Origin of the sequence: Hydrogenophaga sp., assembly GCF_031426985.1 — a bacterium.
Classification (GTDB): domain Bacteria; phylum Pseudomonadota; class Gammaproteobacteria; order Burkholderiales; family Burkholderiaceae_C; genus Hydrogenophaga.
The window spans coordinates 16,790-30,413 of sequence record NZ_JASJOY010000192.1 but is presented as its reverse complement, the minus strand read 5'-3'; the positions used below and the strand labels follow the sequence as shown (position 1 = coordinate 30,413).

Sequence of the window (13,624 nt, the reverse complement as noted above, 5' to 3'; positions counted from 1 at the left end):
CTGTTTTTGCACCAGCGGCGTCAGCACCCAGCCTGGGCAGATGGCGTTGCAGGTAACGCCGGTGGTGGCGTTCTCCAGCGCGGTGACCTTGGTCAGGCCGACCACGCCGTGCTTGGCGGCCACGTAGGCCGACTTCTCGGCCGAGCCCACCAGGCCGTGCACCGAGGCCACGTTGATGATGCGCCCCCAGTTGGCGGCACGCATGGCCGGCAGCGCCAGGCGGCTGGCGTGGAATGCGCTGCTGAGGTTGATGGCGATGATCGCGTCCCACTTCTCGACCGGGAAATCCTCCACCCGGGCCACGTGCTGGATGCCGGCGTTGTTGACCAGAATGTCCACTTGCCCGAACTGAGCGGCGGCGAACTTCATCATGTCTTCGATCTCGGCCACCTTGCTCATGTCGGCGCCGTGATACGCCACCTGCACGCCCAGCGCTGCAATGTCGGCTTTCGGGCCTTCGGCGTCACCAAAGCCGTTGAGCACGATGTTGGCACCCTGGCGGGCCAGGGCCTTGGCAATGCCCAGGCCGATGCCGCTGGTGGAGCCGGTGACGAGGGCGGTTTTGTTCTTGAGCATCGGTAACCTCCAGTTCCATTACGATTGGTTGAAAGACATGGAATCCATTATCACGGACACCTTCAGGGCAGATCGGCGCATGCAGTCTCCACAGCTTCAGTTTCTGCCGGTCAGCGGCCCGGTGGCGCGCGATGGCAGCCCCCGCCGCATGGCGTTTTGGGACTGGTCTGCCCAGTCGGGTGCCGATGTTCGCCGGGTGGTGATCTGCGTGCACGGCCTGTCGCGCCAGGGGCGCGACTTCGATGTGCTGGCACAGGCGCTCACGCCGCGCGCCCGCGTGCTGGCGGTGGACGTGGCCGGTCGTGGTCACAGCGACTGGCTGGCCGATCCGGCCGGCTACCAGGTGCCGACCTATGTGGCCGATCTGGCCCAGCTGATCGCCTGGGTGCGCGCGGACAGGCCCGACGCGGTGATCGACTGGGTCGGCACCAGCATGGGCGGTTTGATCGGGATGGCGATGGCGGCCCAGCCGGCGTTGGCGCCGCGTCGTCTGGTGCTCAACGACGTGGGGCCGGTGATCGAATGGGCTTCGTTGCTGCGCATCGGGTCCTATGTCGGCCTCAACCCGTCCTTTGATTCCGAACAGGCCGCGGCGCACTACCTGGCGTCGATTTCCACCGGCTTTGGCCCTCACACGCCCGATCAGTGGGCGGCGCTCTCGCGCCCCATGCTGCGCGAACGCGACGGCCGGTGGTGGCTGCATTACGACCCCGCCATCGCCGTGCCGTTCAAGGCGTTGACCGCAGCGGAAGACGAAGCGGTCGCGCGCCAGGCGGTGAGCGCCGGCGAGGCCGCGCTCTGGGGGCTGTACGACGCCATCCGCTCGCCCACGCTGTTGCTGCGCGGTGCCGACTCCGACCTGCTCACGCGCGAGACGGCGCAGCAGATGACCGGCCGCGGGCCGAAGGCACGCTGTGTGGAAATCCCCGGTGTGGGACACGCACCCACCCTGGTGAGCGACGACCAGGTGTCCGTGGTACGCGACTTCCTGTGGGCTGAGTGAACGGCTGACATGAAACGCACGTCCTCCGCTCTTTCCGAAGCACCGGCCGCTGTGCCGGTGGCCACGTCGGCCATCGTGGCTGCCACGTCCGACAGCCTGCCGCACCAGGCGCAGGCCCTGAGCCGTGCCCGGGCGTTTGCCGAGCCTTTGCTGGCCTGCGAACAGCTGGACACCGGCGAAAACATCCTCGCCCATGCCGATGCGGTCGCGGGCATCCTGCAGGACATCGGAGGGTCCGAAGCCATGCAGGCAGCGGCCTACCTGGTCTACGCCTGTCAGCACCTGAGCCGACCGCAGGAAACCATCACCAAGGCGTTTGGGGAGCACTTCGCGGCGCTGGCGATCGAGACGACCAAGCTGGTGCAGTTGCAGCGGCAGGCGCGCGTCAAGTCCGCCCAGGCCCAGGCCAAGAAAGACGAAGAGCGCCAGGCGGCGGTGGCTGCGGCCTTGCCGGCGCCGTCGGCCGCCAAGGCCCCCGTTTCCGAGCTGGCCGCCAGCCAGACCGAAAACGTGCGCAAGATGCTGCTGGCGTTCTCGCGCGACCTGCGCGTGGTGATGCTGCGCCTGACCTCGCGCCTGCAGACCTTGCGCTTTTTCGCCGCGACCAAGGGCGATCCCGGCCAGGCGCTCGCCAGTGAGTCGCTTCACGTCTTCGCCCCGTTGGCCAACCGCCTGGGCATCTGGCAGATCAAGTGGGAGATGGAAGATCTGGCCTTTCGCTTCCTGGAGCCGCAGACCTACAAGGAAGTGGCGCGCCTGCTGGACGAAAAACGCGCCGAGCGTGAAGCCCATGTGGAACAGGTCCGCCAGCGGCTGCAGTCCGATCTGCAGCAACAGGGCATCGATGCTTCGGTGCAAGGCCGGCCCAAGCACATTTACAGCATCGTCAAGAAGATGCGGGGCAAATCGCTGGGGTTTGACCGTGTGTTCGACATCCGTGCTCTGCGGGTGGTCGTGCCCGAAATCAACGACTGCTACACCGTGCTCGCCCACGTGCACGCCCATTTCGTTCCCATCGCCGAAGAGTTCGACGACTACATCGCCAAACCCAAGCCCAATGGCTACCAGTCGCTGCACACCGTGGTGCGCGACCAGCAGGGTCGGGCGTTCGAAATCCAGATCCGCACGCAGGCCATGCACGACCATGCCGAACATGGCGTTGCGGCGCACTGGGCCTACAAAGAAGCGGGCACCAAAGGGTATGCCGGGGTATCCGCCAGCTCGGAGTACGACGCCAAAATCGCCGTGTTGCGCCAGCTGCTGGCCTGGGAGCGAGACCTCAGCGGCACCGCGCAGGGCCTGTTCGACGACCGCATCTACGTGCTGACGCCCGATGCTGCGATCGTGGAGTTGCCGCAGGGCGCCACGGCGGTGGACTTCGCCTACACCGTGCACACCAACCTGGGGCACCGCTGCCGTGGGGCCCGTGTGGACGGCGCCATGGTCACCCTCAACACGCCGCTGCAGAACGGGCAGACGGTGGAGGTGATCTCGGCCAAGGAGGGTGGACCTTCGCGCGACTGGCTCAACAGCGACCTGGGTTATCTGGTCAGCCACCGCGCCAAGAGCAAGGTGCGGGCTTGGTTCAATGCCCTGGCGTTGGAGGAGACCGTGGCCAAAGGCCGCGAGGCGGTGGAGCGGTTGCTGCAGCGCGAGGGCAAGACCGCGCTCAAGCACGAAGACCTGGCCAGTGCGATGGGCCTGGCGTCTGCGCAAGAACTGTTCGAGCAGGTCGGCAAAGACGAGTTGTCCCTGCGCGCGATCGAAACCCATTTGCGCCCGCCAGAGCCCGAGGCCGCGGACGAGCCCTTGCCGTGGCTGAAGAAGCCGCGCAAGAGCAGCACGCCTGCCAGCGGCGGTGTGCTGGTGGTGGGCGTTGATTCGCTCATGACTCAGCTGGCCAAGTGCTGCAAGCCGGCACCGCCCGACGACATAGGGGGGTTTGTCACGCGTGGCAAGGGCGTGAGCATCCACCGCAGTGATTGCAGCGATTTCGCCCACCTGCAACGCAAGAACCCCGACCGCGTCATCGAAGTGCAGTGGGGCGGGCAAAGCGCGGGCATGCGCGATGGCGCACCGTCGGTGTATCCCGTTGACGTGGCGGTGGAGGCCCAAGACCGCCAGGGCCTGCTGCGCGACATCTCCGATGTGTTCGCCCGCGAGAAGATGAACGTGATCGGCGTGCAGACCCAGTCGGTCAAGGGAGTGGCCTGGATGACGTTCACCATCGAGGTCACCGACGCACGGCAGGTGGCCCGCGCCATGTCCGTGGTGGGCGACGTGTCGGGTGTGCGTGTGGTCCGGCGCAAGTGATTGCAAAGCTTTTTTGAAAGGCTGAAAAATGGTGCTATAATTCAAGGCTTCGGACAGTTTGTAGGCGCGTAGCTCAGCTGGTTAGAGCACCACCTTGACATGGTGGGGGTCGTTGGTTCGAGTCCAATCGCGCCTACCAAACCTTTCGATGCACCAGGGCTTGACTTTTGTCAGGCCTTTTTGCTTTGGGTTTTCCGCAAGGGACGTGCGGCCGTCTTTGCGCCGCCCCGCACAGGGTAAACCCATGCTGACAGGCGTTGAACCCGATTCCTAGAATGTGCGATGCTCACCCATCGCTTCGACGGGGTTGAGGCATTTCCATTCTGAAAGTCCAGCAGTGCACAAAAGCAAGGCCGCAGCCGCCAGCACCCAGTCCGATGGTGTGCGGGTCATCAAGAAGTATCCCAACCGCCGCCTCTACGACACCGACACCTCGTCCTACATCACGCTGGCCGAGGTCAAGGCGCTGGTGATGGAGAACGAGCGCTTCGTGGTGCGCGACGCGAAGACCAACGAAGATCTCACCCGCAGCATCCTCTTGCAGATCATTCTCGAGGAGGAGACGGCTGGTGTGCCCATCTTCACCGAGCAGGTGTTGGCGAACATCATTCGTTTCTATGGCCATGCCATGCAGGATTTCATGGGTTCGTACCTGGAAAAGAACGTCCAGATCTTCATGGACCTGCAGAACAAGATGAGCGAGCAGACCAAGGGGCTCAACCCGGAGCTGTGGAAGCAGTTCACCAATGTGCAGTCGCCCATGATGCAAGGCATGATGGGTTCGTACATGGAGCAGTCCCGCAACGCGTTCACGCAGATGCAGGAGCAGATGCAGAAGAACAGCGAACAGATGCTGGCGGCGCTCGGCCTCAAGCGCTGAGCGCTCTGCGCTGTCTGGCCCCGGTCTGAGACAATCGGGGCATGATCGAAACCATTGCTTCTCCGGGCGCCGCCGTGCCCAAAGTCGGCTTTGTGAGCCTGGGCTGCCCCAAGGCACTGACCGACTCCGAACTCATCCTCACGCAGCTCAGCGCCGAGGGTTATCAGACTTCCAAAACTTTCGCGGGCGCCGACCTGGTGATCGTGAACACCTGCGGCTTCATCGACGATGCGGTCAAGGAGAGCCTGGACACCATTGGTGAGGCGCTGGCCGAAAACGGCAAGGTGATCGTGACGGGCTGTCTGGGTGCGCGCGAGGCCGATGGTGGCGGCAACATGGTGCAGCAGATGCATCCCAGCGTGTTGGCCGTGACCGGGCCGCACGCGACGCATGAGGTGATGGAGGCGGTGCACCGGCATTTGCCCAAACCACACGATCCGTTTGTGGATCTCGTGCCAGCGCAGGGCATCAAACTCACGCCGCGTCACTACGCTTACCTGAAGATCAGCGAAGGCTGCAACCACCGCTGCACCTTCTGCATCATCCCTTCGATGCGCGGCGATCTGGTCAGTCGGCCGATCGGTGATGTGCTGACCGAAGCGCGCAAGCTGTTCGAGGCGGGCGTGAAGGAGTTGTTGGTGGTGAGCCAGGACACGTCGGCCTATGGCGTGGACGTGCAATACCGAACTGGTTTTTGGGATGGCCGTCCGGTCAAGACCCGCATGTTCGATCTGGTGCGTGCGCTGGGTGAACTGGCGAAAGGTTTTGGTGCCTGGGTTCGCCTTCACTATGTGTACCCATACCCGCACGTGGACGAGATCATTCCGCTGATGGCCGAAGGTTTTTGCCTGCCTTATCTGGATGTGCCGCTGCAGCACAGCCATCCGGATGTGCTCAGGCGCATGAAGCGCCCGGCCAGCGGGGAGAAGAACCTCGAGCGCATCGCTCGCTGGCGGGAGTTGTGTCCGCAGATCGTGGTGCGCAGCACCTTCATTGCCGGTTTTCCGGGGGAGACCGAGTCGGAGTTCCAGCACCTGCTCGATTTTGTGCAGGAAGCGCGCATCGATCGCGCAGGGTGCTTTGCCTACTCGCCGGTGACTGGGGCCGTGGCCAACACACTGGCCGACCCGGTGCCCGACGCGGTGCGCGAAGAGCGTCGTGCCCGTTTCATGGCGGCGGCTGAGGCGGTGTCGGCGGAAAAACTGCGTGATCGCGTGGGTGCCACCATGCAGGTGCTGGTGGATTCGGCGCCGAGCATGGGCAAAAAAGGCGGGGTGGGGCGCAGTTACGCCGATGCCCCCGAGATCGATGGTGTGGTGCGGCTTCTCCCGCCGCAGAAGATCAGCAAGACCTTGAAGGTGGGTGAGTTCACCAAGGTGCAGGTGGTGGCGGCTGATGGCCACGACCTGGTGGCGCAGCCCATCTGAGTTGCTGCATGTCCCGGCGCCACGTGCGCGCCGGGCGTTTCTGGGTGCGTATTTGAAACGGGATGCCCCAAGCAAAAAGGCCTGCTGACGTTGTCAGCAGGCCTCTGCATTTTTGGTGCCCAAGAGAGGACTCGAACCTCCACGCCTCTCAGCGCTAGTACCTGAAACTAGTGCGTCTACCAATTCCGCCACCTGGGCATCTCAGGAAACCAATAGTATACGCGATATTCGTGTGTTTTTTGGGGCTGGTCGTTTTTTGCGACGGAGCAGAGGCGGTGTGGCTTGGGGGCGATTGCCGCTGTTGATGGCGCTTGGGTCCCACGCAGCACGAAAGAAAAAAGGGCTTGCCGACATGGTGTCGACAAGCCCTTATGATCGTGGTGCCCAAGAGAGGACTCGAACCTCCACGCCTCTCGGCGCTAGTACCTGAAACTAGTGCGTCTACCAATTCCGCCACCTGGGCATCTCAGGAAACCGCTAGTATAGCATTTTCAGATCAACAAAAAAACAGTGAACGAAAAGAACAGCCTGTTGGCCGAATTCGAGGGTGTGGTTTCTGGTCATCGCGACGGTCACGGTTTCGTGGTGCGTGACGACGGCCAGGCCGACATCTACTTGCCCCCCAATGAAATGCGGGCAGTGCTGCACAGGGACCGTGTGAAGGCGCGCATCGTGCGCCTGGATCGCAAAGGTCGGCCCGAAGGGCGTGTGACGGAAATCATCGAGCGTTCCGAAGCGCCCATCATCGGCCGCTTGCTGCAGGAAAGCGGTGTGTGGCTCGTCGCACCTGAAGACAAGCGCTATGGTCAGGATGTGCTGATTCCCAAAGGCGCGACGGGATCTGCCAAGCCGGGTCAGGTGGTGGTGGTCGAACTGACCGAGCCGCCGGCGTTGTATGGCCAGCCAGTGGGGCGGGTCAAAGAGGTGCTGGGCGAGATTGACGACCCCGGCATGGAGATCGAAATCGCGGTGCGCAAATACGGCGTGCCGCATGAGTTCTCGGACGCTGCCATGGCACAGGCGCGCGCCCTGCCGGACCATGTGCGTCCGGCGGACCACAAGCACCGAGTCGATCTGCGCGATGTGCCTCTGGTGACCATCGACGGCGAGGATGCGCGCGACTTTGACGATGCGGTGTATTGCGAACCGGCCAAGGTGGGGCGCGGCAAGGGTTGGCGCCTGCTGGTGGCGATCGCCGATGTGAGCCACTATGTGCAGACCGGCTCGTCCATCGATGTGGACGCCTACGACCGTGCGACCTCGGTGTATTTCCCGCGGCGCGTGATTCCCATGTTGCCGGAAAAGCTGTCCAACGGCTTGTGTTCGCTCAACCCCGGCGTCGAGCGCCTGTGCATGGTTTGCGACATGCTGATCAACGCCAAGGGTGAGATTCACGCCTACCAGTTCTACCCGGCGGTGATGTTCAGCCACGCGCGTTTCACCTACACCGAGGTGGCGGCCATCCTGCAGAACACGCGGGGACCGGAAGCGCAAGGCCGCAAGGTGCTGGTGCCATACCTGCTGAACCTGCACGATGTGTACCGCGCGCTGCTGGCGGCGCGCCAGGTGCGGGGTGCGGTGGACTTCGAGACCACGGAAACGCAGATCGTCTGTGACGAGTCGGGGCGCATCGAGAAAATCGTGCCGCGCACGCGCAACGACGCGCACAAGCTGATTGAAGAAGCCATGTTGGCGGCCAATGTCTGCTCGGCAGACTTCATCGGGCAGAGCAAGCACGTGGGCCTGTTCCGGGTGCACGAGGGGCCGACGCCCGAGAAGCAGGAGACGCTGCGCAATTACCTCAAGGCCATGGGGGTCCCACACACCCTCAGCGACAACCCGCACCCGTCGGAGTTCCAGCAAATCGCCCAGGCGACCAAGGACCGCCCCGAATCGCAGCAGATCCACACCATGTTGCTGCGTTCGATGTCGCAGGCCATCTACACGCCGATGAACGAGGGGCACTTTGGTCTGGCGTTCGAGGCTTACACCCACTTCACCAGCCCGATCCGCCGTTATCCGGACTTGCTGGTACACCGGGTCATCAAGGCCATCCTGAACAAGCAGCGGTACCAGCTGCCCGCGCTGCCCACGCCGGGCGAGGCGCACGCCAAACTGAGCAAGCGGCTGGCCAGCCGCTCCAAAGTGCCGGTGGACCAGCCGGTCAAAAAGCCGTCGGTGGACGTGTTGGCCTGGCAGGCGGCCGGTTTGCACTGCAGTGCCAACGAGCGCCGTGCAGACGAGGCCAGCCGCGACGTGGAGGCCTGGCTCAAGTGCAAGTACATGCGCGAGCACCTGGGCGAGGAATTCAGCGGTGTGGTGAGTTCGGTCACCAGTTTTGGCCTGTTCGTTACGCTGGACGCGATGTACGTCGAGGGCCTGGTTCACATCACCGAACTGGGGGGCGAGTACTTCCGCTTCGACGAGGCGCGCCAGGAGCTGCGTGGTGAGCGCACCGGCATGCGCTATGCGCTGGGCACGCGGGTGCAGGTGCAGGTCAGCCGGGTGGATCTGGACGGGCGCCGGATCGACTTTCGTCTGGTGACCGGCGAGGACGAGTTGCTGCTGCGGGCGATGCGCGACAAGACCGGTGCGTCTGGCCCGGCCGGTGACGGTGGTGAGTCACATGCACGTGGGGGAAAAGGGCGGCGCAATCGGCAGGACGATGAACGTGGCAGCAAGAACAAGGGGGCTGCGAAGGGTGGCGCGTCTGCGCCCATCGATCTCAAGGCATCGGTGCAACGGGCGGCCGACAAGAACGCCGCACGCGGTGGTGCTCGTGCGCCAGCCGGCAAATCACGCAAGAGTCGCCGTTGAGGCTGCGGCCCGCTGAGTGGGTGTTCGATGTTCCAATGACGCCATGCATGTTCTGTTTTTTCTGCTGGAAACCCTGTTCTTCTTCCTGATGGCGTCGGCTTTGCTGCGTGCCTGGATGAATCACCTGCGGGTGAACATGTCCGGGCAGCCTGGGCGCTTTGCCATTGCCGTGACCGACTGGCTTGTGCGGCCTGTGCGCCGGGTGTTGCCCCGTGCGCTGGCCCAGAGCCGCGTGGACTGGGGCAGTCTGGTGGTGGCGGTGCTGTTGGCACTGGCCTATGGCGCCTTGTCGATCGGGTTGGTGAGTGTGTTCGTCGGCGTTCCAGGCTCGCCCCTGCTGGAGTTGCTTGAGCGCTCCATCCGCATCCTGCTGCGGGTGTTGCTGCAGGGCTGGATGATCCTGCTGCTGGGTTACGCCATCCTGTCCTGGGTGCAGCCCCAGTCGCCGGTGCTCGGTACGCTCGACCGGCTGTGCGCGCCGGTGCTGCGGCCGGTGCGGCGGGTGGTCCCGCTGGTGGGCGGTGTGGACCTGTCGGTGCTGGTGCTGCTGATCCTGTTGCAGATCGGTCTGATCGTGCTGGGCTGATTTCAGCCGGCGCGGGCCGAGCGGGCCAACGCATCGGCCGTGAGGGGGGCGCGGGAGCCACTGGCGGTGGTTTCGCTCACCCAGCGATCGGCCAACCAGCCGTGGTGATACACCGCGTCGGCCACGCGCCGCAACGCTGATGCGCCGGTTCCGGGGGCGGCCAGGGCCGCACCGATGAAACCCGCCAGCACATCGCCTGTGCCAGCTGTGGCCAGCGCGGCATTGCCGCTGGCGTTGATGCGGGGTGTTTCTCCGGGGGCGCAGACCACCGTGCCCGAACCCTTGAGCACGCAGACGCAGCCGAACCGCTCGCTCAGCGCATGGGCGGCCGCCAGGCGATCGGCCATCACGGCGGCGGTGCTGCTGCCCAGCAGGCGTGCGGCCTCCAGTGGATGGGGGGTGAGCACCGTGGTCTGACCGCGGATGGCGCGCTGGCTCAGCGCATCCTGCAAGGCCGGGTGTGCCGCGATCGCATTCAGGCCATCCGCGTCCAGCACCAGGCTGCGAGCGCGTTGCAGCGTTTCGGGCAGCACAGCGGACACCGCGTCACCGCCCCCACATCCACAGACTACGCAGGCGTGCTCCAGCAACTCGCTGTCGCGCAGGCTGGCCCATCGGCGGAACATGAGTTCTGGGCAGCCGGGGTCCCACGCGGAAGGGCTGGCCGCTTCGTCGGCACCCAGCGAACACAGGTAAACCCTCCCTGCGCCCGTGTGCAAGGCGGCGCGCGCGGCCAGCACCGTGGCACCGGTCATTCCCGCTCCGTTGACCGAGATGTCCTGCCCGCCGACCACCACCACGTCGCCGTGGCTGCCTTTGTGTGCGGCATGGGGGCGGGCCCGGTCCGAGGTGGTGCCATGGAGAAGCGCGCTGGGGGGCACTTCGGGGGGCGCGAACACCCCCAGGTCGTCGAACCAGACGGTGCCCGCCTGGTCGCGGCCATCTGCGGTGAACAGGCCGGGTTTGAGCGTCAGCAGCGACAGGGTGTGTCGCGCGCCCGGGAGGGGGCGCTGGCACGGGCCCAGCAGGTGTTGGCCATGGTCGGCATCCAGTCCGGAAGGCAGGTCCACACACAGCACGGGGGCGGTGCTGTTTTGCAGGCGCGCCAGGTGCTCGGCCAGGCGCTCGGTGGGTGTGCGCAACTGGCCAATGCCCAGCAGGGCGTCGATGGCCAGATCGAATGCATCGGGCGGCGTATCAGCCATGCGCACCCCGGCGGCTTGCGCCTGGGTCAGGGCATGGGCGGCGTCCGGCGGCAGCCGTGCCGGGTCCGCGCAGAGGGTGACCACAACGTCTGGCCCGTGGCCCGACATGTGTGCCCAGCGGTGCAGGTGGGTGGCCGCCACCAGGCCATCCCCGCCGTTGTTGCCCGGGCCGCAGGCGACCCAGATGCAGCGGGCGTGCGGGGCCAGGGCGCAGGCCAGTTGCGCGACCGAGTGCCCGGCCAGCGCCATCAGTCCGTGGGCGGGCAGGGCGGCCGAGGCCGCCGTTTCGATGGTGCGTGTGGATTCCGCTCCGTAGAGGGCTTCTTCAGACGGGATGTCTATGCGTCGCATGGGATTCAGGGGCAGGGCACCGATGCACGCATTTCACCACGGGGATGGTGCGCAGACGGTCGCAAGGGGCGGCGTCAGCGCAGCCAGCGTGCCGGCGCAAATGGCGTGAGGTCAAGGGCTGGGCTGTTGCCTTGCAACTGGTCTGCCAGGGCGCGAGCGCTACCGCAGGCCATGGCCCAACCGCTGGCGCCATGGCCCAGATTCAGCCACACGCGGGGCACGGGGCTTTCCCCCACCATCGGCGCCGCGTCGGGCAGGCAGGCCTGTGCCCCGCGCCATTCCTGCACGCTGCCTTTCGGGCCGCCCAGGCGCGCAGCGCCCGGGAACCAGTCCATCAGCACCCGGTACAGACGCTGCAGCTCGTTTTTGGAGTGATGGACGGGCGAACCGCCCAGTGATTGACCGCCGGCCACGCGAACGCGCTGCCCCAGGCGGGTGATGGACACCTGGTGGCGGGCATCGATCACGGCCGACAGCGGCGCGTCCAGCGGTTCGCGGATTGCGGCGCTGACGCTGTGGCCGTACACCGGCTGCAGCGGCAACTGAAGGCCCAGCGGTCGCAGCAGGGCGGCACTGGCGGTGCCTGCGCACACCACAACGTGATCAAAGGGCGGTGTCTCGGTCGAGCCGTCCCGAACGATCTGCACCCCTTGGCCAGTGCTGCGCACCTGCGTCACCGCCCGACCAAACTCGAAACGGCAACCCCGTTGTTGGGCCAGCTGCTTCAGCAGCAGGACGAACTGCCGCGTGTTGGCGCTCTGCGCCGAGGAGATCTCCAGGGCGCCGTGCAGACCGGTTTCGGCATTGAGGGCGGGTTCGATCTGTCGGGCCTGTGTGGCGTCCACTTCACGCGCCACCGTACCCCATTCGCGCACGGCCGCCAGCGCTGCGCGCGCCTGTGTGGCGTCGCGCTCGTGGCGCCAGAGCAGCAGCACGCCGTGGCTGTTGTCGTAGCTGAGCTGGTGCGCATCGGTGATGGCGGCCAAACGCTGTTGGCTGTAGTGGGCCAGCTGGTGCAGGGCGGCTTGCCGGGTCCGGTGATCGGGTTTGCGCAGGGCTTGCTGACGGCGCCACAGCCAATGCCAGGTGCCCGTGCTGGGCCACCCGCCCAGATGCAATGCGCCAGTGTGTGAGCCGCTGGAGGCGAGCAGCGAGCGCCAGCTGGCCTGGTGACCCAGCGAAGACGGCCAGCCGGGCACCATCAGGCTGCCATTGGCAAAACTGGTCTCTTCACCGGCGGTGCCGTGCCGGTCGAACACGCTCACTTCGTGTCCGTCCAGGGTCAACTCGTATGCGGTGGTGACGCCGATGACGCCCGCCCCGATGACGGCGATCTTCATCGTGGAGCCTTCGGTGGGTGCGAAAGGGGCGTGCCGTGGCTCAGGCTCGGGTGACGACGGTGCATGAATCGTGCGGAAAACAGGAAGGGGCGCCCGCGGCAGGAGGGCGGGGTAGGGGGCTCGCGGCGAGGCGGGTGCTGCCTGCTATAATCGACAGGCTTTGCTGAGTATGGACGGGAATGGTTCCGGTCGGTGCTCGGTGAAGTGCAATCGCAAACCGGCCCAACCAGGTGTTGTCTCCAAGCGGCTTGACTCATCAATGAGCGCCGCCCAGGGCAATCGGGGCTGGATTTTAGACCCAACCTCTGGAAAGAAATCACATGTCTATCTCCATGCGCGAAATGCTGGAAGCTGGTGTCCATTTCGGTCACCAAACCCGCTTCTGGAACCCCAAGATGGCTCCGTTCATCTTCGGTCACCGCAACAAGATCCACATCGTCAACCTCGAAAAGACGTTGCCGATGTTCGAAGACGCTGCCAAGTTTGTGAAGCAGCTGTCTGCCAATCGCGGCACCATCCTGATGGTCGGCACCAAGCGCACCTCGCGCGACATCGTTGCCCTGGAAGCCCGCCGCGCCGGCGTGCCTTTCGTCGACCAGCGTTGGCTCGGCGGCATGCTGACCAACTTCAAGACGGTCAAGACCTCGATCAAGCGTCTGAAGGACATGCAAGCCCAGAAAGAAGTGGGCCTGGAGAGCATGAGCAAGAAAGAGCAGCTCATGTTCGCCCGTGAAATGGAAAAGCTGGAGAAGGACATTGGCGGCATCCAGGACATGACCGCGCTGCCCGACGCCATCTTCGTGATCGACGTGGGCTTCCACAAGATCACCATCCTTGAAGCCCAGAAGCTGGGCATCCCGCTGGTGGGCGTGGTGGATACCAACCACAACCCGGTGGGCATCGACTATGTGATCCCCGGCAACGACGACTCGGCCCGTGCCGTGGCGCTGTACGCCCGCGGTATCGCCGACGCGATCCTCGAAGGCCGTGCCAACGCAGTGAACGACGTGGTCAAGACGGTGGCCGCCGAAGGCACCGACGAATTCGTCGAAGTCACCGCCTGATCCTTGCTGACATGGCAAAGAGGGGCTCCAGTAGCCCCTTTTTCACAAGCAAACATCCCTTT

The 13,624-nt window shown here is 65.0% G+C and carries 10 protein-coding genes and 3 tRNA genes; 8 read left to right on the top strand and 5 right to left on the bottom strand.

The features are described from left to right. The coding region (locus tag RMP09_RS20345) for a 3-hydroxybutyrate dehydrogenase (protein ID WP_310567793.1) at window positions 1-576 on the bottom strand (576 nt) is incomplete at its 3' end. 79 nt (window positions 577-655) lie between these two features. Between RMP09_RS20345 and RMP09_RS20340 the strand changes: the two genes are divergently transcribed. The 5 genes from RMP09_RS20340 (at window position 656) to rimO (ending at window position 6,199) form a co-directional block, all read left to right on the top strand. Further along, entirely contained in the window at window positions 656-1,579 is a 924-nt protein-coding gene (locus RMP09_RS20340) for an alpha/beta hydrolase (RefSeq protein ID WP_310567792.1), read from the top strand. A gap of 9 nt (window positions 1,580-1,588) precedes the next feature. Then, window positions 1,589-3,892, top strand: coding sequence for a bifunctional (p)ppGpp synthetase/guanosine-3',5'-bis(diphosphate) 3'-pyrophosphohydrolase (locus tag RMP09_RS20335; protein ID WP_310567791.1), 2,304 nt, complete (start codon window positions 1,589-1,591; stop codon window positions 3,890-3,892). Window positions 3,893-3,954: 62 nt separating this feature from the next. After that, window positions 3,955-4,031, top strand: a tRNA-Val gene (locus RMP09_RS20330). A gap of 198 nt (window positions 4,032-4,229) precedes the next feature. Continuing rightward, window positions 4,230-4,772 (top strand): polyhydroxyalkanoate synthesis repressor PhaR, encoded by a 543-nt coding sequence (phaR, locus tag RMP09_RS20325; RefSeq protein WP_310567790.1) that lies wholly within the window; start codon window positions 4,230-4,232, stop codon window positions 4,770-4,772. Window positions 4,773-4,813: 41 nt separating this feature from the next. Next, window positions 4,814-6,199, top strand: a complete 1,386-nt coding sequence (gene rimO / locus RMP09_RS20320) for a 30S ribosomal protein S12 methylthiotransferase RimO (protein ID WP_310567789.1) — start codon at window positions 4,814-4,816, stop codon at window positions 6,197-6,199. Between the two features lie 113 nt (window positions 6,200-6,312). On the opposite strand, the gene RMP09_RS20315 is transcribed toward rimO, so the two are convergent. Continuing rightward, a tRNA-Leu gene (locus tag RMP09_RS20315) sits at window positions 6,313-6,397 on the bottom strand. A 180-nt stretch (window positions 6,398-6,577) separates the two neighbouring features. After that, a tRNA-Leu gene (locus RMP09_RS20310) sits at window positions 6,578-6,662 on the bottom strand. A gap of 47 nt (window positions 6,663-6,709) precedes the next feature. Here RMP09_RS20310 and rnr point away from each other — a divergent pair. Continuing rightward, window positions 6,710-9,016 (top strand): ribonuclease R, encoded by a 2,307-nt coding sequence (rnr, locus tag RMP09_RS20305; RefSeq protein WP_310567788.1) that lies wholly within the window; start codon window positions 6,710-6,712, stop codon window positions 9,014-9,016. A gap of 43 nt (window positions 9,017-9,059) precedes the next feature. Next, window positions 9,060-9,602, top strand: coding sequence for a YggT family protein (locus RMP09_RS20300; RefSeq protein WP_310567787.1), 543 nt, complete (start codon window positions 9,060-9,062; stop codon window positions 9,600-9,602). Between the two features lie 2 nt (window positions 9,603-9,604). Here RMP09_RS20300 and RMP09_RS20295 read toward each other — a convergent pair whose 3' ends face one another. Together RMP09_RS20295 and RMP09_RS20290 are read right to left on the bottom strand one after the other, a co-directional pair. Continuing rightward, complete coding sequence (locus tag RMP09_RS20295) at window positions 9,605-11,158, bottom strand: NAD(P)H-hydrate dehydratase (RefSeq protein WP_310567786.1); 1,554 nt, start codon at window positions 11,156-11,158, stop codon at window positions 9,605-9,607. Window positions 11,159-11,232: 74 nt separating this feature from the next. Continuing rightward, complete coding sequence (locus tag RMP09_RS20290) at window positions 11,233-12,498, bottom strand: FAD-dependent oxidoreductase (RefSeq protein ID WP_310567785.1); 1,266 nt, start codon at window positions 12,496-12,498, stop codon at window positions 11,233-11,235. 320 nt (window positions 12,499-12,818) lie between these two features. Here RMP09_RS20290 and rpsB point away from each other — a divergent pair, with 320 nt between their 5' ends. Continuing rightward, window positions 12,819-13,562 (top strand): 30S ribosomal protein S2, encoded by a 744-nt coding sequence (rpsB, locus tag RMP09_RS20285; protein WP_310567784.1) that lies wholly within the window; start codon window positions 12,819-12,821, stop codon window positions 13,560-13,562. The last annotated feature ends 62 nt before the right edge of the window (window positions 13,563-13,624 follow it).

Coding starts and splice junctions, on each gene's coding strand:
- rpsB (WP_310567784.1), top strand. CDS start 12,819: ATGTCTATCTCCATGCGCGAAATGCTGGAAGCTGGTGTCCATTTCGGT.
- RMP09_RS20335 (WP_310567791.1), top strand. CDS start 1,589: ATGAAACGCACGTCCTCCGCTCTTTCCGAAGCACCGGCCGCTGTGCCG.
- RMP09_RS20290 (WP_310567785.1), bottom strand. CDS start 12,498: ATGAAGATCGCCGTCATCGGGGCGGGCGTCATCGGCGTCACCACCGCA.
- RMP09_RS20295 (WP_310567786.1), bottom strand. CDS start 11,158: ATGCGACGCATAGACATCCCGTCTGAAGAAGCCCTCTACGGAGCGGAA.
- RMP09_RS20340 (WP_310567792.1), top strand. CDS start 656: ATGCAGTCTCCACAGCTTCAGTTTCTGCCGGTCAGCGGCCCGGTGGCG.
- RMP09_RS20300 (WP_310567787.1), top strand. CDS start 9,060: ATGCATGTTCTGTTTTTTCTGCTGGAAACCCTGTTCTTCTTCCTGATG.
- rimO (WP_310567789.1), top strand. CDS start 4,814: ATGATCGAAACCATTGCTTCTCCGGGCGCCGCCGTGCCCAAAGTCGGC.